Here is a 20,211-nt window from a genome sequence, read left to right as displayed (position 1 = left end):
AGTTCCGCCATCGACACCGAGGGCTCCTGCGATCGGTCGATGAGCCGGAGGGCGGCAGGGCAGAGGATCTCGCCGCGTGGCATGAGATCGCGGCCGCCTTCAGGTGTTTGCGGGCGGCTCGCGCTGCCCTCCGTCGATCTCGGAACGCCGACCGAGCGGTCTCGGGAGAGCGGGTGGTCAGCCTGCCTTGGGAAGGTTGCCGTAGGCGAGCTTGCCCTTGTGGAACACGGCATTGCGGACGGGCAGACGCGCCACCGCCTCGGCCGAGCAGCTGGCCGGCAGGAGGTTGAAGCTCGCTTCGTCGCCGGCCTTCGGCCACACCTGCTCGCCCGCGTCGTTGAGCGGCGTGACGAAGCCGGTCGCATAGCCGAGCGTGCGGCTGATCTCGAATTCGGTGCTGCGATACTGCATCCGGGCGATTTCGCTCGCCTTCTGCAGAATATCGCAATTGCCGAAGGAATCCCACCAGTCGATCACGCTGTCGGTGCCGCTCATCACGTTGATGCCGGCCTCGTGCAGTTCGCGCAGCGGCATCTGACCCTTGCCGATCGGCACGCCGCCGGCGAAGTCGACCCCGAGCGCCTTCATGCGGGCGGCGATGTCGGCGAGTTCTTCGGGGGAGAGTTCCGCCAGGCCATAGGCGTGGCTGAAGGTCACGTTGCCTTGCAGCTGCGGGTTCTCTTCCATGTGGTCCATGATGCGGTTGAACGCCGGAATGGCGGTCTCGCGCGGCTCGTGGACATGGATGTCGATCCCGACGTTGTAATCGACCGCGAGCTGGACCGTGGTGTCGACCGACTCCTCCATCGCATTGTCGAAGGAGGAGGGATCGACGCCGCCGACGAAGCTGACGCCGCCCGATTCCAGCGCCTCGCGCATCAGGCCGACGCTGTCGGAGGCCAGCAGGCCGTGCTGCGGGAAGATGATGATGGCGGACTGAAGCGTGTCCTGGAAGCGCGCGAACGAGTTCTTGAGATGCTCGAGATTGCCGAGCTTGCTGACCGGGTCGACGTTGCAATGGCTGCGGCAGACCGTGGTGCCCTGCGAATGCATCAGCCGGATCATCGCGGCCGTGCGCTCCTCGGCCATCGGCAGGAGCTTGAGCAGCATTTCCCGCTCCTGGGCGACGCGATCCGCCCGGCCATGCTCGGTGGGAAGCGTCGCCTCCCAGGGTCCGCCGTAGAAGGTCTTGTCCAGGTGGATGTGCATGTCGCGGAAGGTCGGCAGCATCACCTGGCCCTGCGCGTCATAGGCCGCGGCCTCGGGCGGAATCGGCGCCGCATTGTCCAGGATCTCGGCGATCTTGCCGTCGGCGATGCGCAGCGTCTTCAGTTCGGTATCGGTGTGGGTGATGACCGGCTCGTCGAGCCAGGGCTTCTCTTCCTCGACAAAGCCGGTCTCGAGACGGACGTTGGTCAGGTAATAGGCGTCCGGCAGCACCTCCACGCCGATGTCGGGGGTGGTGACGACACTGACGTCGATCATCCCAGCGGGCTCGGCCGCGCCGGCCCGCCGCGCCATGCCGGCCCCGACCCCCAAAGCGAGACTTCCGACCCCGACGCTCCCCATGAAGCCGCGCCGCGACAAGCTCGGTAGAAATCTTCCCATGCGTCTGCCCTCCCTGAGATTGCATGATATCGTTCGCAAACGATGCAGTTATTGTACACAATACGATCGGAGATTGTCAATGAACATCACGGGTCAACGCTCGCTGCGAGGCCTGGCGGTCGAGGTGCTCCGGCACTTCCGGAATTGGGGGCCAGAACGGCAGCAGCGGCGCGAGCCGATCCCTCTGGGGAAAGCGCGCGCCGCTGCGTGATCGGATGGTGCCGGTACCCGGCCCGATCCTATTCCCCGACGGGGCTGGCGGATGCCATCAGGCGCTCGTCACGCTGATTGAGATAGTACTTCAGCCCGAAGATCCCCGCGATCATGCAATAGCCATAGAGGATCGGCATGGCATGGGGTTGCGCGATTCCAACGGTATGGGCATGGATCACGCCGAGGAACGTCAGCACCGCACCGACCAGGGCCGCGATCGCGCCGCGGATGGGGCGGTCGGTGATCGCGAAGATCGCGATGCATCCCCAGGTCATGCTGCTGAGCGGCGCGCCGTTTCCGAGGTTCGACAGCCCCTGATAATAGACGCCCTTGTGAGCGAGGGTATCGAGGCCGATCGTGTTGGCGGCGGTCCCCGCGGCGGCCAGCGTATTGTTGGTCAGCGTGAGCGCCCAGTTCGCGATCCAGGGGAACATGGTGATGAAGATCACCGGCACCTCGTTCTTCGGCGATTCGCGGACCACCTGGTTGCAGGTCACCACGCCGATATAGACGAGGATCGGAACCACCGCGACCATCGGGATCAGCGCGAGCAGGAAGGCCCCGAGCCCGAAGAGCGTCACCAGCAGCATCGAGATCCCGGTGAAGAGCGTGTAGCCGGTGCCGGCGCCGATCGATTTCCAGCCGGCATGGCCGATGTAGACCGTCACCGGGAACGGGTTGCCGAACATGGCGCCGAGCGCGGAGCACAGGCCGTTGGCCATCATGACCTGACGGGTCGGGTAGGGATCGCCCGCGGCATGTGCGCTCTCGATGTTCTCGAGGTCGAAGACGTAGTTGGCCAGGCCGAGCGGAACCGCCGAGGCGAGGTAGGGCAGGGCATGCGGCAGTCCCTGGAGGAAGCTCGTGACATGCAGCGACGGCGGGTTGAAGCCGAAGGTGCTGAGCGAAGCCGCGACGGCCGCCGGGCTCTGCAGGCCGAAGACCCAGGCAAGGGTCGTACCGGTGGCGAGCAGCAGGAACCCGGTCGGGACCTTCGGCAGGATCGGCTTCTTGCCGAACCAGTTGATGAAGATCAGCGCCAGGACGGCGAATGCGACGGTCGGGGCCTCGAACGACTGCAGCATCGGGTTCATCGCCAGCAGCAGCAGCCCCAGGCCGGCGAGGCAGGACAGCAGCACCGTGCGCGGGATCGTCCGCCGGATCGTCTCGCCCACGAGCGAGCCGAGGCCGAGGATCGCCGCTTCGACCACGCACCAGACCAGCGCGATCTGGATCGCGAATTCCGGATCCTGAGTCTGCAGGTAGACGGGCAGGATGACGAGGAACGTCACCGTGAAGATCGAGGGCGAGCTCGGGCCCGACGGCAGCGCCGTGACGTCGCTGCGACCGGTGGCCTTGACCAGCCGATAGGCGAAATACGTGTAGGCCATGCTGGCCGAGAAGACGGCGAGACCGAAGGCCGGCGCGATCCGCCCGTAGACGATGTCCTCGGGGAACCCGACCACGAAAAGGAGCAGGCCGATCATCGTCAGCAGATTGGTCAGGTTGTTGGCCAGAAGGCCGAAGTATCCTCCCCAGTCCCCCTTGCGCCAGAAGAAGTTGCTGTCCATTCTTGTTCCTCCCAAGAAGTAAAAATGTTCCATGTAGCTGTGATGGGCCCACAGCTATTGATTGGAGTTTTCGGTTCCGGTGCAGGCTGGCGGTCGCTGGAGGCGAGCCGCCACAGATGGTCGTTCGTGGCCCTCAGGCGCTCAGGTCGATCTCCTGACCGAGACCCTTCTCGCGGGCTCTTTCCAGCATGAGGTTGCAGATCGCCAGGTCCTGGATGGCGAGCCCGACGGAATTGAAGAGCGTGATGTCCTCCGGGGAGGTCCGCCCCGGAGCCTTGCCGGTGACGACGTCGCCGAGCTCCGTCATGGCCTGCTCCTTGGTGATCGCGCCGTCCGCGAGAGCCAGCAGCAGGTCGCCGGAATCGTGCATCGCCATCGGGATGCTGTCGAGGACGATCCGCGCCCTGGCCATTCCGGCCGAGTCGATCTCGCGGTGATCCGGCCGCGGCGGCGCTCCGACCGCGTTGATATGAAGGCCCGGCTTGAACCAGGCGCCCTCGACGACAGGCTCGCGGGAGGGGGTCAATGTGCAGACGATGTCGGAGCCCGCAAAGACCTCGCGCGGGGATTCCGCGCCCTCCACTTCAAGCCCCGGAAACTCGCGGCCGATCCGCTCGATGAAGCGGGAAACGGTGGCCCTGGTCCGCGACCAGACGCGCACGCGCTCGATCGGGCGGACTTCGAGATGCGAGCGGATATGTTCGACGGCGAGGGCGCCGGCGCCGACCAGGCCGAGCACGCGGCTGTCGGGGCGCGAAAGATGCCGGGTGCCGACGGCGCTCGTCGCCGCCGTCCTGATCCGGGTCGGGATCTGCCCGTGAAAGATCGCCAGCGGTGCGCCGGTCGTCTGCGATACCAGCGCGATCACCGACCGCTGCACCGCGAGGTCCCGCGCCGCGTTGTCGGGGATATCGGCGAGCAGCTTGATGACGGCGAGGCCCTGGCGGTCGGCCAGCGCCGGCATCGCCAGGAAGGCCGCCGTGCTGGAGGCGAGCGACATCGCGACCGCCGCCGGCTGTGCGGCGATGCCGTTGGAGATGTCGGCGAAAGCCGTCTCCACCTCGGCGACGACCTCGGCCATCGTCACCAGGCCCTCCACCTCCGATCGCGACAGGACGAGCGTCGTGGACAGGGAATGATCGGTTCGGACTCTTGCGTCCATGGGCGCCTCCCGTTGGGGTCGAATGATGGTCATGATCCTGTTGGCCGAGGGCATCGGCTTCCTTCGGTCTTCGGCCTCTAGGTCAGATCGTAAACAATGTCAACCATAGTTGTGCACAATTTATGATCGAGGTTCGGCCCGCGTGAGCGGGACTGCAGAAAACGTCCGGATCCCAGATTCTTGACTGAACCCCGGCAATCGCTATTGTTCACATCGCGCGAGATGGTGATCGCGGATGGCCGCTCGGCATGCGCTCGGGGAATTCGCCTCGCATGGGCGGAGCACGTCGACGGAAAGGGTGGCTGACCTGTGGGCGCACATGAAGAACCGAACGAGTTCCGGTCGCCGGACGAACGCCTCCCGCCCATCGAGCAGCGAGTCCTCAACGACATCATCAAGGCGATCTACGAGCAGCGGCTTCGCCCGGGGACGAAGCTCGGCGAGGAGGCGCTCGCCTCCGCCTTCTCCGTCAGCCGGGCGCGGATCCGGCGCGTCCTCCTGACGCTTTCCCACCAGAAGCTCGTCGATCTGATCCCGAACCGGGGCGCCTTCGTCATCAAGCCCACCGGAAGCGATGCACGCGACATCTTCAACGCCCGCCGAAGCCTCGAGGATCTCGTGGTCGAGCGGGTCGCGGCCCATCCGGAACCGGCCACCATGCGCAAGCTCCGCGCGCATGTCCGGTCCGAGGTCGCGGCGCGGCACCGGGGGCAGCGGCGCGAAGCCATACGCATGGCCGGCGAGTTCCATGTCACGCTGGCGCGCCAGTCGGGCAGCCGCGTGTTTCTGAGCATCCTGGAGCCGGTGCTCTCGCAATGCTCCCTCATCGTCAGCATCTACGGCGGCGGATTGATGCCGAGCTGCCCGGTCGAAGAGCATCAGTCGATCGTCGATGCCCTGGCGCAGGGCGATGCGGAGCAAGCCCGCCACCTCATGCGGGAGCATCTGATCCATCTGGAAGGAACATTGCGACTGGAAGTCGAGGACGAGCAGGAGCCGGATTTCGCCTCCATCTTCCGATAGGCGCGCCCGGGCCGGTCATCGAGGCGTCGACGCATCGTTCCGGCGGGAATCGGTCGGTCACGGCCCCAGGGCTAGATAAGAATGCCGCGCCACCGAAGCGTGTTGCGGTAGTGGGTGCGGATCGCATCGACGGCTGCGACGGTGTCGCGGCATGCCAGGGCGTCGATGATGGCGAGGTGCTCCTCCATGGCAGAGACGAGCCGGTCGGGCAGGAACGGCCGGGCATTGCGGATCACGGCCAGACGGTCGCGGTTCGCCCGGTAGACCGCCGCCGCGACCGGGTTGTCCAGACCGGTGGCGAGCGCGTCATGGAGCCTGAGACCGGTGGCCATGGCGCCTTCGGCCATGTCTGGACGAATGCCGCTTCGGGCCGCCTCCAGAACCGCGCGATGATCGGCGCGCAGAGCATCGAGGGGCAAGGCTGCCGAGGTTTCGATCAGCCGCCGGGCGCCCTGCTCCTCGAGGATCGTGCGGAGATCCAGGCAGTTGCGGATGACATCCGGACTGGCCGTCATCACCTGCACACCGCGCTTCGGCAGGATGGACATGAGCTCGCGGGCTTCCGCGCGCTTGACCACCTCGCGCGTGGCGGCGAGCGGCAGATCGAGCAGATCGACGAGCTGGGGCATGGACAGGAACTGCCCGGCGGTCAGCGTACCGTCCCAGAGCCTGGCGACCAGCCGGGCAAAGGCAAGATCGGCCATCGATTGCTCGCAGTTCGGGGCTTGCTCGCTCATGGGGGCCTTCCGCAGACCGGCGTGTCGAGGCTCAGCCGGTCGCCGGTAGGTTCGTGGACGCAACACTTGAGAGGATCGCGACAAGGGTCCGTCTCACCCCGATAATTTCACCGCCGGCACTGAGGTTCTCCTCAAGTGTCCGTCGCATCTTGGAGCGGCCCCGATGCCGGGCGGCCCGGGGGCCGGTCGGGTAAGCGTCCCGACCGGCCCCGCGGATCGGATCCGGGGCTCAGCCGTAGCTCGCGACCGGGGTTCCGGCGAGCGCTGCCATGTTGAGCAGGCCCCGCACGGTCACCCCGGGCGTGACGATATGGGCACGGTTGCCCATCCCCATCAGGATCGGGCCGACCTCGAGGCCATCGGCGACGGACTTGAGCAGGTTGCGCGCCGCGCCCGCCGCGTCGGTGTTGGTATAGACCAGCACATTGGCCCGACCCGTCAGGCGTCCGCCGGGGAACAGCCGTTCGCGGAGCTCGGGGTCGAGCGCCGCATCGGTGTGCATCTCGCCCTCGTATTCGAAGTCCTGCGCCGCGCCGTCGAGGATCGCCAGTGCTTCCTGCGAGACCCGCCCCGACCGGCTGTCGAGATTGCCGAACTGCGAGCCCGAGCAGACCGCCACCTTGGGATCGATCCCGAACCGGCGGACATGGCGGGCGGCGGCGAGCACGGTCTCGGCGAGTTGCTGCCCGGTCGGCTCGATGTTGATGTGGGTATCCGCCACGAAGAGCGGCCCCTTGTCGAGGATGATCAGCGAGAGCGCGCCCACCGGATGCAGCTCATCCGTCGAGAGCACCTCGCGGACGTGGCGCAGGTGCCAGACATAGGGGCCGACGGTCCCGCAGATCATGCTGTCGGCCTCGCCGCGGTGCACCATCACCGCGGCGATGGCGGTGGTGTTGGTGCGCAGGATCGACTTGGCCTGGTCGGGCGTGACGCCCTTGCGGCGCATGATCTCGAAATAGCTCCCCCAATAGTCGCGGAAGCGGGTGTCGCTCTCGGGGTTGACCAGCTCGAAATCCTGGTTGGGCTTCAGCGTGAGGCCCTCGCGCTCGAGCCGCATCTCGATCACCTCCGGGCGGCCGATCAGGATCGGCCGGTCGGTGGTCTCCTCCAGCATCGCCTGGGCGGCGCGCAGGACACGCGGCTCCTCGCCCTCGGCAAAGACGATCCGGCGCTGGACCTGGCGCGCCGCCTCGAAGACCGGCCGCATGATCAGCGCCGAGCGGTAGACCTGGGTCTGCAGGCGCTGCCGGTAGGCGTCGAGGTCGAGCTCGCGCGTGGCCACGCCCGAATCGATCGCCGCCTTCGCCACGGCGGTGGCGACGGTGGGCAGCAGGCGCGGATCGAAGGGCTTTGGGATCAGATAGTCCGGCCCGAAGGTCAGCCGTTCGCCCTGGTAGGCCACGCCCACCTCGGCCGAGGTGGTGGCCCGGGCGAGCTCCGCGATCGCCTCGACGCAGGCGATCTTCATCGCCTCGTTGATCTCGGTCGCGCCTACGTCGAGCGCGCCGCGGAAGATGAAGGGGAAGCAGAGGACGTTGTTGACCTGGTTGGGGTAATCCGAGCGGCCGGTCGCGATCAGCGCCTTGGGCGAGGCGGCCCGCGCCTCCTCGGGCATGATCTCGGGCGTCGGGTTGGCGAGCGCGAAGATGATCGGCCCCTCGGCCATGCGCGCCACCATCTCGCCGGTCAGGAGGCCCGGGCCGGAGACGCCGAGGAACAGGTCGGCGCCTTCCAGCGCCTCGTCGATGGTCCTGAGCCCGGTCTCGCGGGCGAACTCCGCCTTCTCCGGCGACAATCCGCTGCGCTCGGCATGGATGACGCCCTTCGAATCGAGCATCAGGATGTTCTCGGCGCGCGCGCCCATCGCCATCAGCATCTTGAGGCAGGCAATGCCCGCCGCCCCCGCCCCGAGCGCGACGATGCGGATGTCCTCGAGGCGCTTGCCGACGATCCGGAGCGCATTGACCGCCGCCGCCGCGGCGACGATCGCGGTGCCGTGCTGGTCGTCGTGGAAGACCGGGATCGACATCCGCTCGCGGCAGATCCGCTCGACCACGAAGCAATCCGGCGCCTTGATGTCCTCGAGGTTCACCGCCCCGAAGGTCGGCGCCAGCCGGCAGACGAGATCGGCCAGCCGCTCGGGGTCGTTCTCGTCCACCTCGATGTCGAAGCAGTCGATGCCGGCGAATTTCTTGAAGAGGACCGCCTTGCCTTCCATCACCGGCTTGGCGGCCTGCGCCCCGATATTGCCGAGGCCGAGCACCGCCGTGCCGTTCGAGATCACCGCGACGAGGTTGCCCTTGGCGGTATAGCGCCGCGCATCGTCCGGATCCTTCGCGATCTCGAGGCAGGCCTCGGCGACGCCCGGCGAATAGGCTCGGGAGAGGTCGCGTCCGGTGGCCATCGGCTTGGTGGCCCGGATCTCGAGCTTCCCGGGCTTCGGATACTCATGGTAGTCGAGCGCCGCCTGCCGATCTGCAGCCACCTTGGTATTGTTGGACGACATGGATTCCCTCCCCTTTCGTGCCGGCAGAGGACCGGCGCGTTGCAACAATCATTCGTCGGCGCAATCCGGCGGAACCTCGCATTCAACCGGCACCGCCCCCGGTTCGGCGGCTGGCTCGGTTCGGCCGATCTGTTGACACAGTCACGCAAGTTTGTCTACAATCTTCTGTAGGGTTGTAGACATGTCCGCGACGATCCGAACAGGCTGCAGCGCGATTCCCCGCGCGCGCGGCCCGATGCGCGAAGCTCTCAGACCGAATGCCGGGCACTGGATCTTACACTCAACGATCGGACCTTTCCCGAAGGCGACGATGCTTGCCGAGCAGGAAGCATCATCGGACGCACAGAAGTAAAGCCACCATCCGCCATCCGCAACGATCTCTTTGTCGCGCCGGAACCGGCGGTCTTCGTCGAGAATGAGTCCCCGCCCGGCGCGAAGACCTGCAGGCCGCGATGGATGTCCGGCACCGCGAGCGGCGCGGCGGGCGCGAGGCCCGCGGCCGTCCTCGCGGAGATCCGCCACATGCTGCCCGAGGGCGATTGCTTGCGAAGAAGACGTTCGGCGTGTGGTTTCGCGGTCGATGGCGGAGCGGTCGAGTTCTTCAGGCTCACGCAGCGCGGGCGGGCAGGGGGCGTGACGGGCCTCGGCGTGAAGCCCATGGCATTCAGGAAGGGCAGGTCGCGTGACCAATGCCACGCCGGCGGCGCTCCGCCTCGGCTGTGAGTCCGCCGCCGAGGGCAAGCGCGCGAGCGAATCGTTCCGAACCTCGCGGCCGGGCGTTTCGCATGCCCGTTCCGCGGGTTAGCGGCGTGAGACCTTGCGCGGCGGGCCACCGTTCGCGGGCGCGAGGCCGGGCGATCGGAAAGGGGCGCTATGCCTGACAAAAATAGTCGAACGAACTGAAGACTCTAGGTCGTCATGCCAAACCGGGCGGCATGCACTCCCGGTCCGCTCCGCAGCGGGCGGAACGGAGCGGCCACCGGTTGGCAATCGCCGCAATCCCGACTAAAAAAGAAGGGTATACGGTTCCCCTTGGGTTCCGAAGAGTTTGCGGATGGTGCGAGGGCGCGTTGCCGGTCGACGATCTGGCTGCGACGGCCGACCTGGAGGGGACATGAGGCGGGTTGATACGATGGTGGCAGCGGGTCGCGGGCGCACGCCGTTCGGGCGGGTGCATCTGGCCGGATGCATGCTTGCGGTGGTTCTGGGAACGGCGGCCATGGCGCAGGATAGCGCCGGCCCCGGCGGTTCGGGGCAGCAGGGCGGATCCGACCCGGCGACGGCCCCGGCTGCCGCGGATCCGAGTGGGGCGGTCGGCGCGCCCGTCGATGCGCCGGTATCCGCGCTTCCGCCCTCGACCGTTCCGGCGCCACCGACCGATTCGGCCCCGGAAGGCCCGCAAGGCAGCGTCGCGCAGGACCCGATCGGATCCGAAGGGGCGCCGACGGGGGGGGCCGCCCGGGTGGAAACGGTGGAGGCCGTTGCGGATCCGCGCGCCGAGCTGTCGCTGCCGCAGGATCTTTCGCCCTGGGGAATGTTCATCGCTGCCGACTGGGTCGTGCAGGCGGTGCTGATCGGCCTTGCGCTCGCCTCGCTCGTCACCTGGACGATCTGGTTCGCCAAGAGCCTCGAGATCCTCGTGGCGGGCGCGCGGCTCGGGCGGACCCTGCCGTTCGTTCTGGCCGCCGGTACCCTCGAGCAGGCGGAATCGGCGCTGGCCGGCCGGCGCGGGCCGCTGACGGCGATGGTGCGGGCCGCCCGGCACGAGGCGACAAGTGCCCCGGCCGAGGTCTATCACGGCGAAGGCGGCGGTTTTCTGGCGCGCGTGTCCTCGCATCTGTCCCGGATCGAGGCGCGGGCCGTCCGCCGGCTCAACCTGGGGGTCGGAATTCTCGCGACCGTCGGTGCCACGGCGCCGTTCGTGGGGCTCTTCGGCACCGTCTGGGGCATCATGAACAGCTTCATCGGCATTTCCGAGGCGCAGACCACCAATCTCGCAGTGGTGGCGCCCGGGATCGCCGAGGCGCTGCTCGCGACGGCGCTCGGGCTCGTGGCCGCGATTCCGGCGGTCGTCATCTACAACGCCTTCGCGCGATGGATCGCGGGCTACCGGGCGCGGCTCGCCGATGCCGCCGCCGCCGTCGAACGGCTGGTCAGCCGCGACCTCGATCACCGGCGGCTGGTTCCGGCCGTGATCGCGCGGGCGGCGGAGTAGCGGGGATGGCGGGGAGTCTGGGGCCGAGGACGGCGGAGGACGGCTTCGAGGAAGCGCACGAGATCAACGTGACGCCGTTCATCGACGTGATGCTGGTCCTGCTGATCGTCTTCATGATCGCCGCACCGCTGGCGACGGTCGACGTGGCCGTCGACCTGCCGAGTTCCACCGCCACCCCGGCGCCGCGGCCCCCCGATCCGGTCTACCTGACGGTCGGGGGGGATCTCGGCCTCACCCTGGGCGAGCAGGCGGTCGGGCGCGACGGTCTGGGAGAGGCCCTGGAGCGCGTCGCGAAGGGTGACAGGGAGACGCGGATCTTCCTGCGGGCCGATTCGAGCGTTCCCTATGGTGCCTTGATGGAGGTCATGGACCTCATGCGTGCCGCGGGATACCTGAAGGTGGCACTGGTCGCCCTGGAGACCGGTACGGCAACCGGACCGGACCAGCCGTGAGCGCCGCGGATGCCATGTTCCTGGAGCCGGACCGGCCGGGTGCCGGACAGGCGGCGCTCTGGCTGGCGGCGGCGGGCGTGGCGGTCGCGGCGCATAGCGTGGCGGCGCTGCTGGCGCTCAGGCAGCCGGCGGCGCCCTTGCCGGAACTGTCCGCGCCTCCGGCGATCACCATCGATCTCGCGCCGATGCCGGTCGCGCCGCAGGCCGCGGACGAGCGGGTCGCCCCGGACCTGATGGACGCGCCCGAGATCGACGTGGACGCACCGGACAGCATGGCGGCGCCGGTCCCGCCGGCCCCGGCCGCCGAGGCCGCGGCACCGGATGCGCCGACGACGCTGCCGCCCCCGCCGGAGCTCCAGCCGACGCCGATGGCCGACGTGCGGCCGGCGGTTCAGCCGGAGGTGGTGCTGCCCGAGGCGGAGCCGGCCGAGACGCGCCCGCTGTCGCGCCCGGACGAGCTGCGCGTCGTCGAGGCGCCGAAGGCGCAGGAGGTCGAGGAGGTCGAGGAGGTCGACAAACCCCGCCCGGCGCAGCAATCCCGTGCCGCCGCCCGGGCGCAGGTCAGGACCGAGCAGGCCGAAGCCACCGCGGCGCCGCGCCCGGCCACCGGCAATCGCGGCGTCTCGCCGGCGAAGTGGCAGGCGCAGCTTATGGCGCATCTCGAACGGCTCAAGCGGTACCCCTCCGGGGCGCGCCGCCGCCGGGAGGAGGGCGTCGTGCTCGTGCGGTTCCGGATCGACGATCGCGGTGCCGTGCAATCGGCCCAGCTGATGCGCTCCTCCGGCCATGCCGAGCTCGACGAGGCGGTCCTGGCCCTCATCCGCCGCGCCTCGCCGGTGCCGGCGCCGCCTCCCGGCGCACCGCGCAGCATCACCGCACCCGTCCGGTTCGACGTGCGATGACCGCTCGCCACCGCAGCGTATTCGTCAAGGCTCGGCGGATCGGAAGCGCGTGCGGCGGCGCTATCGCTGCATATCCACGCGCCGCGCGCTGGCTCCTGGCCGGTCCGGCCGCCTTGCTCGCATCGCTCGCGACCATGGCGGCGATGCCGCTCTGGCTGCCAGCCGGGCCCGGTGGCGTCGACGACATCGTGCTTGCGATCGTGCTGACGCCGCTGCTCTGGGCGGTTCCGTTCTTCTATGCCTGTCTCGAGCCGGAGCTTCCGCGCTGTGCTGCGGTGCTCGCGGCCCTGACGCTCGGGCAGGGGCTTCTCGTGGCCGTGACGATGGGGTGACGCGATGAGCAGGCTCTCACAGGCGCAATTGCGACGGCTGACAGCGGTTCACGGATGGTCGGGCACTATCCTGGGGCTGCTGCTCTATACGGTGATCGCGACCGGGACGGTGGCGGTCTTCAGCGGCGAGATCGGTCGCTGGTCGGCTGGCGGCGTCCGAGCGGCCAGTCCGCTCGACGTGCCGATCGACGCCCGGATCCGGACCGCGGCGGCGGATGTCGACGCCGCCTACCGCGATGACATCGCCATCTGGGCGGGCGAGGGGCGCGACATCTTCGCCTTCTTCCACACCCACGCCGAGAACCCGAAGACCGGGGAGCCGGACGACCTCGGAACGATCCTGCGCCTCGACGCCGCCTCGGGCGAGGTTCTCGAGCGCAACGAGGGCTTCATCTGGGATCAGCCCGCGGCCTGGGAGGACAGCGCGCTCCGGCGATTTCTCGTCGACCTGCATGTCCAGCTCTATCTGCCGAGCCCCTGGGGCCTGATCGTCACCGGCATCCTCGGCCTGGCGATGATGGCCGCCGTGATCTCGGGGCTGCTCATGCACCGGCACCTGCTGCGCGACCTCTTCGTCGCCGAGCGCCCCGGCGGGCGGCTGGTCTCGGCCCGGGATCGACACGTTCTGGCCGCGAGCTGGAGCCTGCCCTTCGCCTTCGTGCTGGCCTTCACCGGATCGTTCCTGAGCTTCGCCAGCACCATCGGTTTCCCGCTGCTCGCCTCGATCGCCTTTGGCGGCGATGAAGAGGCGATGTCCGCGGCGCTCTTCGAGCCGCCGGTGGCCGAAGACGCCGCTCCCGCGCCGCTCGCGGATCTCGACGCCATCCTCGCCGAGTCGCGAAGCCGGACGCCGGGGCCGGTCACCTTCGTCGAGATCGCGCGCTTCGGCCGCGCCGACGCGAGGGTGCATGTCTGGCACGACCCCGCGGCGGGCGGCGTGCTCTATGTCACGAACCTCTACGACGGTGCGGCCGGCGCCTTCCTCGGCCGGCAGCCCCAGGTCGGTGCGGCGCCATCGGTCGGGGGCGCCCTCTACGGGCTGATGTATCCCCTGCATTTCGGCCATTTCGCCGGCGTAGTCTCGCGCATCGTCTGGGGTGCGCTCGGGGTGGCGCTCTGCTTCGTGACGCTGTCCGGCCTTCACCTCTGGACCCGCCGCCGCGCCGGCGCCGCCGTCTGGGACGGTTTCGCCCGGGCGGTCGACATCTTCGCCTGGGGTCTGCCCCTGGCGATGCTGGCCTCGGCCTGGGGCTTCCTCCTGGCGGCGCCGGCAGCGGATCCGTTCCTCTGGACGCCGTGGAGCTTCGTCGCCGGCGCGGCCGCCGTCATCGCCGTCGGTGTCGCCGCCCCGGACCGCGGGTCGCTCGAAGCCCGATACCTGCGTCTTCTCGGCATCACCTGCGTCGGCCTGCCCGTGCTGCGCCTGGCAGCCGGCGGCATGTCCTGGGCCGAGGCGATCCTCCACCGCCAGCCCGATGTCCTGACCGTCGACATCCTGCTGCTTCTCGCCGGCATCTGGTTCCTCCGGCGCCGACGCCTTGCCGGGCGCCTCGCCCTGGAAGCGGCGGAATGATGCTTTCCGTCACCGTCGCCGCGACGGCGATCAGCGCTGCCGCTTTGAGCCATCTCGCCGTCACCGATCCGAAGCGCCGGCGCGTGTTCCACCTGCCTGCACCGCGGCGGCGCCATGCCGGTGCCGCCTGGGCGGCGGCTTTCGCCCCGGGTGTCGTCGTCGCGGAGGTTTCCGGGGCCGGGGGCCTTCTCGTCTGGTTCGGCGCGATCTCCGTGCTCGGCTGGGCGGTGGCGCGCGCGCGCCCGCACCCGGAATCGCGGCTTGCCGGAACCGTCGGGAATTCCGACCCGCTTTGACGGAGGCGGCCCTCGCTCCGGAACGGTGCGGGGGCCGGCAATCGCGGGCGCATGGCGGATGACCGGAATCGGGCTGTCCGGGGCGGGTGGCCATTTGGGCGCCGCGCTCGTTCGGGCGATCGGCGAGAGCCCTCTCCGCTCGCTCTCGGGCGGGTGCGAGCGGCCTGACGCGCCGGCCGTCGGCAGGGATCTGGGGGATCGCGCCGGGCTCCGGCCCCTCGGCCTTCTCGTGACGGCCGATGCCGGTGCGCTCTGCGATGCCTCCGACGTCGTCGTCGATTGCAGCGCCGCTTCGGCGACGATGGCGCTCCTGCCCGTGGCCGTCGCGCGGCCGACGCCGCTCCTCGTCCGAACCACCGGCTTCGGCGCGGCCGAGCGGGTCGCCTTCGTCGAGGCGGGCCGTTCCCATCCCGGTCACGCTCGGGGCGAACGAGCCGATCGCTCCTGGCGATCTGCGAGCCGGTCCGCGCCGCGGCGCCGCGGCGCGAAGGCGCTGGGCGGTGTCATGGTGACGGCGCGGCATGGCGAGACCGGCAGGCGCCGGCGAGTCGGCCGGGGGGCGGCCCGGGCATCGACGGCGAGTCTGCTCGCCGACCCGGAGGTCGAGGTCGTCTATGTCGCGCTCCCGAACCACCTCCATGTGGGATTTGCGCGCAAGGCGGCGGCGGCGGGCAAGCACGTGCTGGTCGAGAAGCCGGTGGCGCTGACCCGCGCGGAGCTGGCGGCGTTCGACGGGATCGACCCGCGGCTCCGCATCGCCGAGGCCTTCATGGTCCGCCACCAGCCGCGCTGGCAGGCCCTGCGCGCCCGCCTCGCGAGCGGCGAGCACGGGGAGGTTTGCACGGTGTCGAGCCTGCTCTCCTTCATGATGACGAGGGAGGACGACTTCCGCACGCGGCCCGAATGGGGCGGCGGCGCGATCTACGATCTGGGATGCTACACGGCGATGGCCGCGCGCTTCGTCTTCGGCCGCGAGCCGCTGCGGGCGCTCGCCGAATGCCACCGCGACGCGCGGGGGATCGACATGTTCTCGAGCGTGATCCTCGACTTCGGGCGGGGGCGTCACGCGGTCTTCGCGGTCTCGCTGGCGCAGGCCTCGGCCCAGAGCCTCCAGGTCGTCTGCGAGCGGGCCTGCATCGACCTGCCGAAGGCCTATGTGCCCTCGCGGACCGAGCCGAACCTGATCCATATCGACCGGTCGCAGGATCATGCAAAATCGGACCTGACGACGCTGGAGTTCGCGGCGCTCGACCATTACGAGGCGGAGGTGACCAATTTCTCCCGCGCGGTGCGCGGCGAGACCGTGCCGTTCTACGGGCTCGACGATGCGCGGGCGAGTATGGCCGCGGTCGATGCCATTTTCGAATCCGCCCGGACGGGAGCCTGGGCTGCAGTGGAGGGAGCGTGACCATGCCGATCAATTTCGCGATCATAGGGGCCGGGCGCATCGCCAATGTCCATGCGGGCGCGATCCGCGGCAATCCGGAGGCCCGGCTCGTCGCCGTCGCCGACGCGCTGCCGGCGGCGGCGGCGGCCTTCGCCGACCGATGGGGCTGCATCGCGCGCGATCCGGGCGAGATCGCCGCCGATCCGGATGTCGCGGCGGTGCTGATCTGCACGCCGACCGATACCCATGCCGATCTGATCGAGACCTTCGGCAAGGCCGGAAAGCATGTCTTCTGCGAGAAGCCGGTCGATCTCGACGTCGGCCGCGCGCGCGCGGTCGTCGCTGCGGCGGAGGCGGCCGGGGCGAAGCTGATGCTGGGCTTCAACCGGCGCTTCGATCCGCATTTCCGGGCGGTGCGCGATGCCATCGACGCGGGGCGGATCGGGGCGGTCGAGATGGCGACGATCACCTCCCGCGACCCGGCGGCGCCGGACCTCGCCTATGTGGCGCGCTCGGGGGGGATCTTCCGGGACATGACGATCCATGATCTCGACATGGCGCGGTTCCTGCTCGGGGAGGACCCGGTCTCGGTCTCGGCGCATGCCTCGGTCCTGGTGGAGCCGGAGATCGGGAAGGTCGGGGATTTCGACAGCGTCACGGTGATCCTCGAGACGGCCTCGGGCAAGCAGGCGGCGATCAGCAATTCGCGGCGGGCGACCTATGGCTACGACCAGCGGATCGAGGTGCACGGCTCCAAGGGGGTGGTCTCGGCGGAGAACCAGCGGCCGGTGTCGATCGAGGTCGGGGACGCGGAGGGCTACCACCGGCCGCCGCTGCTCAACTTCTTCATGAACCGCTATACCGCCTCCTATGCCGCTGAAATCGCGTCCTTTGTCGATTGCATCGCCCGGGACGGGACGCCCGATCCCAGCGGCGCGGACGGGGTGGAGGCGCTCCGGCTGGCCGAGGCCTGCGTCCGGTCGGTCGCGGAGAAGCGGCGCGTGGCGCTTTCCGAGATCGCGTGACGCGAACTCCGGGCTATTCGATCGGCCGGGGACAGCCCGAACCGGCAAATGCGAGGCATTGCCTCGTGCCGGTTCGTCGGCCGCGGCGCGCGGATTTGTCACTTGCCAGATCCGCGAGGGGAAGGCGGCGCCGCCACGGGGGACCGCTCGGGTCTGGTGCGGCTCGCCGACGAGGTCGGCGTCGAGAAATACGCGCTCGAGAACTTCTCGGCGATGCGGGTCTGGAACCCCGAGACGCTGTTCCGGCTGCGCAATGGCGTCAGCGACAAGATCGGCATGAACCTCGACCCGAGCCACCTGATCTGGATGGGCGCGGACCCGATCGCCTCGGCGCGCGCGCTGGGCCCGGCGATCCACCATTGGCACGGCAAGGACACGCGCATCGAGCGCGGCCGGGCGGATGTGGACGGCCTCCTCGAACTGCGGGAGGTCACCGACGTCGCCAACCGCACCTGGAACTACGTCGCCGTCGGGGCGGGCCGCGACCCGCAATGGTGGAAAGAAGTCTTCTCGGTGGTCCGCATGATGGGCTACAACGGCTGGGTCAGTCTCGAGATGGAAGACTTCACCATGTCGACCGAGGCCGGCATCCAGTCGTCGATCGACGCGCTGCAGGCCACGATCAGCCGCTAGGGGCCGGGTGTGTACAAGGTCATCATCACCATCGAGCTCGAGCCGGGGACGCGGGACCAGGTCCTCGCCCGCGCCCCGGCGGCGCAGGCCGCCGCGCGCGCCGAGCCGGGGTGCCTCGCCTATGACTTCTTCACCTGCACCGACGATCCCGACCGCCTGGTCTTCTTCGCGGCGCGGGACCGCTACGGCGTGCGTGCCGTCATCCATCCGCATGCGGGGGGCTACATCGAATTCGCCGACGAGCTCGACCGGATCGCCGGCGACCTCGCGCCCGACCTCGCCGGCCTCTGCCTCGATACCGGCCACCTGGACTATGCCGGCATGGACCCGGTCGCGGCCGTCCGGGCCTGTGCCGACCGCCTCGACTACATCCATTTCAAGGACATCGACGCGGGCGTCCATGCCGACGCCATGACGCGCCGCATCCGCTTCTTCGATGCCTGCGCGGAGGGCGTCATGTGCCCGATCGGCCGCGGCCGCATCAACTATCCCGCCATCCACCGGCTCCTCCGCGAGATCGGCTACGGGGGCTACATCACCATCGAGCAGGAACGGGACCCGCGCAACGTCGCCGGGTCGCTCGCGGATCTCGCCGCGAGCTGCAATCTCCTGCGCGAGCAGGGTTTCTGAGATGGGGACGGAGATGACGAAGACACTCGACCTGATCACGATCGGCCGTTCGTCGGTGGACCTCTACGGCGACCAGATCGGGGGGCGGCTGGAGGACATGGGGAGCTTCTCGAAATACATCGGGGGCTCGCCGACCAACATCGCCTGCGGCACCGCGCGGCTGGGGCTGAAGAGCGCGGTGATCACCGGGGTGGGCGACGAGCACATGGGTCGCTTCATCCTCGAGCAGCTGGCGCGCGAGGGGGTCGATACCCGCGGCGTGAAGGTCGATCCCGAGCGGCTGACGGCGCTGGTGATCCTCGGCATCCGCGACGACGAGCATTTCCCGCTGATCTTCTACCGCGAGATGTGCGCCGACATGGGGCTGACGGAAGCGGACATCGACGAGGACTTCATCGCCGAGGCCCGCGCGGTGCTCGCGACCGGGACGCATCTCAGCCACCCGCAGACCGAGGCGGCGGTGATCAAGGCGCTGGAGCTCGCGCGGCGGCACGGGGCGCAGACGGCGCTCGACATCGACTACCGCCCGAACCTCTGGGGGGTCGCCTCCCACGGCGAGGGCGAAAGCCGCTTCGTGGAGAGCGCGGCGGTGACGCGCAAGCTGCAATCCACCCTGCATCTCTTCGACCTGATCGTCGGCACCGAGGAGGAATTCCACATCGCCGGGGGCTCGACCGACACCCTTGAAGCGCTCCGGGCGGTGCGCGCGGTCTCCGATGCCACGCTGGTCTGCAAGCGCGGCGCCAGGGGCGCCGTGGCCTTCGAGGGCGCGATCCCCGCGAGCCTCGACGACGGCCAGACCGGGCCGGGCTTCCCGATCGAGGTCTTCAACGTGCTCGGCGCCGGCGACGGCTTCTTCTCCGGGCTGCTCCGCGGCTGGCTCACCGGGCAGGACTGGCCGACGAGCCTCAAGTTCGCCAATGCCTGCGGCGCTTTCGCGGTGTCGCGCCACGGCTGCACCCCGGCCTATCCGTCGCTGGCCGAGCTCGACTTCTTCCTCGGCCGCGGCGTGGTGCGGCCGGATCTGCGCAACGACGCGGCGCTCGAACAGGTGCATTGGGCCACCAACCGCGGCCGCGAGCACGGCGGCGACTGGTCCGAGATGCGGGTCTTCGCCTTCGACCACCGCCTGCAGCTCGAGGAGATGGAGGGCGCCAGCCCTGCGAAGATCGGGGCGTTCAAGGCGCTCTGCCTCCGGGCCGCGCTCGACGTGGCGGATGGCCGTGCGGGCTACGGCATCCTCTGCGACAACCGGCTGGGACGCGCGGCGCTGCATGCGGCCTCCGGCTCCGGCCTCTGGATCGGGCGGCCCTGCGAATGGCCGGGATCGCGGCCGCTGACGCTGGAGCCCGAGCTCGGCAGCGACTGCGGCGGGCTCCACGAATGGGCCCGGGAGGACGTGGCCAAGGTGCTCTGCTTCTGCCATCCCGACGACGCGCCCGACCTGCGCGCCGGGCAGGAGGCGACGGTGAAGCGGCTCTGGGAGGCCTCCCGGCGCAACCGGCTCGAGTTCCTGCTCGAGATCATCCCGTCGAAGGTCGGCCCGGTCGACGATGCGACCACCGCGACGCTGATCCGGCAGTTCTACGCGGCCGGGGTCTTCCCCGACTGGTGGAAGCTCGAGCCGATGATCTCGCGGGCGGCCTGGGCATCGGCCATCGCCGCGATCGAGGAGAACGACGCCCATACCCGCGGCATCGTCGTGCTCGGGCTCGACGCGCCGGAGGCGGAGCTCGGGCGGAGCTTCGAGACCGCGGCGGGCTTCGACCTGGTGAAGGGCTTCGCGGTAGGGCGGACGATCTTCGGCGAGGTGGCGCGGGCCTGGATGACCGGCGGCATGGATGACGCGGCGGCCGTCGCGGAGATGGCCCGCCGCTACGCCCGGCTCTGCGGGATCTGGGACAGGGCGCGGGCCGCGGCGCGGGAGGCAGTGGCGTGAAGGA

At 69.4% G+C, this 20,211-nt stretch carries 17 protein-coding genes; 12 read left to right on the top strand and 5 right to left on the bottom strand.

Features of this window, described 5'->3' with window-relative positions; translation table 11 throughout:
* Window positions 1-177 precede the first annotated feature (177 nt).
* The 3 genes from V7050_RS00490 to V7050_RS00480 all read right to left on the bottom strand — a co-directional run bounded on the left by V7050_RS00490 (window position 178) and on the right by V7050_RS00480 (window position 4,554).
* Complete coding sequence (locus tag V7050_RS00490) at window positions 178-1,608, bottom strand: amidohydrolase (protein ID WP_324373677.1); 1,431 nt, start codon at window positions 1,606-1,608, stop codon at window positions 178-180.
* Window positions 1,609-1,847: 239 nt separating this feature from the next.
* The gene (locus V7050_RS00485; protein WP_324365167.1) at window positions 1,848-3,392 is read right to left on the bottom strand and encodes a hypothetical protein; all 1,545 of its coding nucleotides are present in this window, start codon (window positions 3,390-3,392) and stop codon (window positions 1,848-1,850) included.
* Window positions 3,393-3,525: 133 nt separating this feature from the next.
* On the bottom strand, window positions 3,526-4,554 hold the full coding sequence (locus V7050_RS00480; protein ID WP_324365166.1) for an ornithine cyclodeaminase family protein: 1,029 nt from the start codon (window positions 4,552-4,554) through the stop codon (window positions 3,526-3,528).
* A gap of 309 nt (window positions 4,555-4,863) precedes the next feature.
* On the opposite strand from V7050_RS00480, the gene V7050_RS00475 reads away from it, so the two are divergent.
* Window positions 4,864-5,577 carry a GntR family transcriptional regulator gene (locus tag V7050_RS00475; protein ID WP_324365165.1) on the top strand — a complete coding sequence of 238 codons (714 nt, stop codon included), beginning with the start codon at window positions 4,864-4,866 and terminating at the stop codon, window positions 5,575-5,577.
* 71 nt (window positions 5,578-5,648) lie between these two features.
* Here the strand turns inward: V7050_RS00475 and V7050_RS00470 are convergent, their stop codons facing one another.
* Both V7050_RS00470 and V7050_RS00465 read right to left on the bottom strand, forming a co-directional pair.
* The gene (locus tag V7050_RS00470) at window positions 5,649-6,314 is read right to left on the bottom strand and encodes a GntR family transcriptional regulator (protein WP_324365164.1); all 666 of its coding nucleotides are present in this window, start codon (window positions 6,312-6,314) and stop codon (window positions 5,649-5,651) included.
* Window positions 6,315-6,543: 229 nt separating this feature from the next.
* The gene (locus tag V7050_RS00465) at window positions 6,544-8,823 is read right to left on the bottom strand and encodes an NADP-dependent malic enzyme (protein WP_324365163.1); all 2,280 of its coding nucleotides are present in this window, start codon (window positions 8,821-8,823) and stop codon (window positions 6,544-6,546) included.
* 1,471 nt (window positions 8,824-10,294) lie between these two features.
* Here V7050_RS00465 and exbB point away from each other — a divergent pair.
* The 11 genes from exbB to V7050_RS00410 all read left to right on the top strand — a co-directional run bounded on the left by exbB (window position 10,295) and on the right by V7050_RS00410 (window position 20,207).
* Entirely contained in the window at window positions 10,295-11,038 is a 744-nt protein-coding gene (exbB, locus tag V7050_RS00460; RefSeq protein ID WP_324365860.1) for a tonB-system energizer ExbB, read from the top strand.
* 5 nt (window positions 11,039-11,043) lie between these two features.
* Window positions 11,044-11,490 (top strand): TonB system transport protein ExbD, encoded by a 447-nt coding sequence (gene exbD / locus V7050_RS00455; protein ID WP_324365859.1) that lies wholly within the window; start codon window positions 11,044-11,046, stop codon window positions 11,488-11,490.
* Window positions 11,487-12,392: an energy transducer TonB gene (locus V7050_RS00450; protein ID WP_324365858.1), complete on the top strand. Its 906-nt coding sequence runs from the start codon at window positions 11,487-11,489 to the stop codon at window positions 12,390-12,392. The genes exbD and V7050_RS00450 overlap by 4 nt, the downstream gene beginning before the upstream one ends.
* Window positions 12,393-12,505: 113 nt before the next feature.
* Window positions 12,506-12,724, top strand: coding sequence for a hypothetical protein (locus tag V7050_RS00445; RefSeq protein WP_324365857.1), 219 nt, complete (start codon window positions 12,506-12,508; stop codon window positions 12,722-12,724).
* A 4-nt stretch (window positions 12,725-12,728) separates the two neighbouring features.
* Window positions 12,729-14,297 carry a PepSY-associated TM helix domain-containing protein gene (locus V7050_RS00440; protein WP_324365856.1) on the top strand — a complete coding sequence of 523 codons (1,569 nt, stop codon included), beginning with the start codon at window positions 12,729-12,731 and terminating at the stop codon, window positions 14,295-14,297.
* Window positions 14,294-14,593 carry a hypothetical protein gene (locus tag V7050_RS00435; RefSeq protein ID WP_324365855.1) on the top strand — a complete coding sequence of 100 codons (300 nt, stop codon included), beginning with the start codon at window positions 14,294-14,296 and terminating at the stop codon, window positions 14,591-14,593. Before V7050_RS00440 ends, V7050_RS00435 begins: the two co-directional genes overlap by 4 nt.
* Window positions 14,594-14,651: 58 nt before the next feature.
* Window positions 14,652-16,001, top strand: a complete 1,350-nt coding sequence (locus tag V7050_RS00430) for a Gfo/Idh/MocA family protein (protein ID WP_324365854.1) — start codon at window positions 14,652-14,654, stop codon at window positions 15,999-16,001.
* A 2-nt stretch (window positions 16,002-16,003) separates the two neighbouring features.
* Window positions 16,004-17,005: an inositol 2-dehydrogenase gene (gene iolG / locus V7050_RS00425; protein WP_324365852.1), complete on the top strand. Its 1,002-nt coding sequence runs from the start codon at window positions 16,004-16,006 to the stop codon at window positions 17,003-17,005.
* Window positions 17,006-17,107: 102 nt separating this feature from the next.
* Entirely contained in the window at window positions 17,108-17,638 is a 531-nt protein-coding gene (locus tag V7050_RS00420; protein WP_324365851.1) for a sugar phosphate isomerase/epimerase family protein, read from the top strand.
* 9 nt (window positions 17,639-17,647) lie between these two features.
* Window positions 17,648-18,268: a TIM barrel protein gene (locus V7050_RS00415; protein ID WP_324365849.1), complete on the top strand. Its 621-nt coding sequence runs from the start codon at window positions 17,648-17,650 to the stop codon at window positions 18,266-18,268.
* A 13-nt stretch (window positions 18,269-18,281) separates the two neighbouring features.
* Window positions 18,282-20,207 (top strand): bifunctional 5-dehydro-2-deoxygluconokinase/5-dehydro-2-deoxyphosphogluconate aldolase, encoded by a 1,926-nt coding sequence (locus tag V7050_RS00410; protein WP_324365847.1) that lies wholly within the window; start codon window positions 18,282-18,284, stop codon window positions 20,205-20,207.
* Window positions 20,208-20,211: the final 4 nt, after the last annotated feature.

It is taken from the genome of Amaricoccus sp., assembly GCF_036846665.1.
GTDB lineage: Bacteria > Pseudomonadota > Alphaproteobacteria > Rhodobacterales > Rhodobacteraceae > Amaricoccus.
Note: the sequence above shows the minus strand (reverse complement) of the source record. Positions and strands in the feature narration are given on the sequence as shown.

What these genes read in the sequence shown, in the direction of transcription:
- V7050_RS00490 (WP_324373677.1), bottom strand. Translation starts at nt 1,608, where the DNA reads ATGGGAAGATTTCTACCGAGCTTGTCGCGGCGCGGCTTCATGGGGAGC.
- V7050_RS00485 (WP_324365167.1), bottom strand. Translation starts at nt 3,392, where the DNA reads ATGGACAGCAACTTCTTCTGGCGCAAGGGGGACTGGGGAGGATACTTC.
- V7050_RS00480 (WP_324365166.1), bottom strand. Translation starts at nt 4,554, where the DNA reads ATGGACGCAAGAGTCCGAACCGATCATTCCCTGTCCACGACGCTCGTC.
- V7050_RS00470 (WP_324365164.1), bottom strand. Translation starts at nt 6,314, where the DNA reads ATGAGCGAGCAAGCCCCGAACTGCGAGCAATCGATGGCCGATCTTGCC.
- V7050_RS00465 (WP_324365163.1), bottom strand. Translation starts at nt 8,823, where the DNA reads ATGTCGTCCAACAATACCAAGGTGGCTGCAGATCGGCAGGCGGCGCTC.
- exbD (WP_324365859.1), top strand. Translation starts at nt 11,044, where the DNA reads ATGGCGGGGAGTCTGGGGCCGAGGACGGCGGAGGACGGCTTCGAGGAA.
- V7050_RS00440 (WP_324365856.1), top strand. Translation starts at nt 12,729, where the DNA reads ATGAGCAGGCTCTCACAGGCGCAATTGCGACGGCTGACAGCGGTTCAC.
- V7050_RS00435 (WP_324365855.1), top strand. Translation starts at nt 14,294, where the DNA reads ATGATGCTTTCCGTCACCGTCGCCGCGACGGCGATCAGCGCTGCCGCT.
- V7050_RS00430 (WP_324365854.1), top strand. Translation starts at nt 14,652, where the DNA reads ATGACCGGAATCGGGCTGTCCGGGGCGGGTGGCCATTTGGGCGCCGCG.
- iolG (WP_324365852.1), top strand. Translation starts at nt 16,004, where the DNA reads ATGCCGATCAATTTCGCGATCATAGGGGCCGGGCGCATCGCCAATGTC.
- V7050_RS00410 (WP_324365847.1), top strand. Translation starts at nt 18,282, where the DNA reads ATGACGAAGACACTCGACCTGATCACGATCGGCCGTTCGTCGGTGGAC.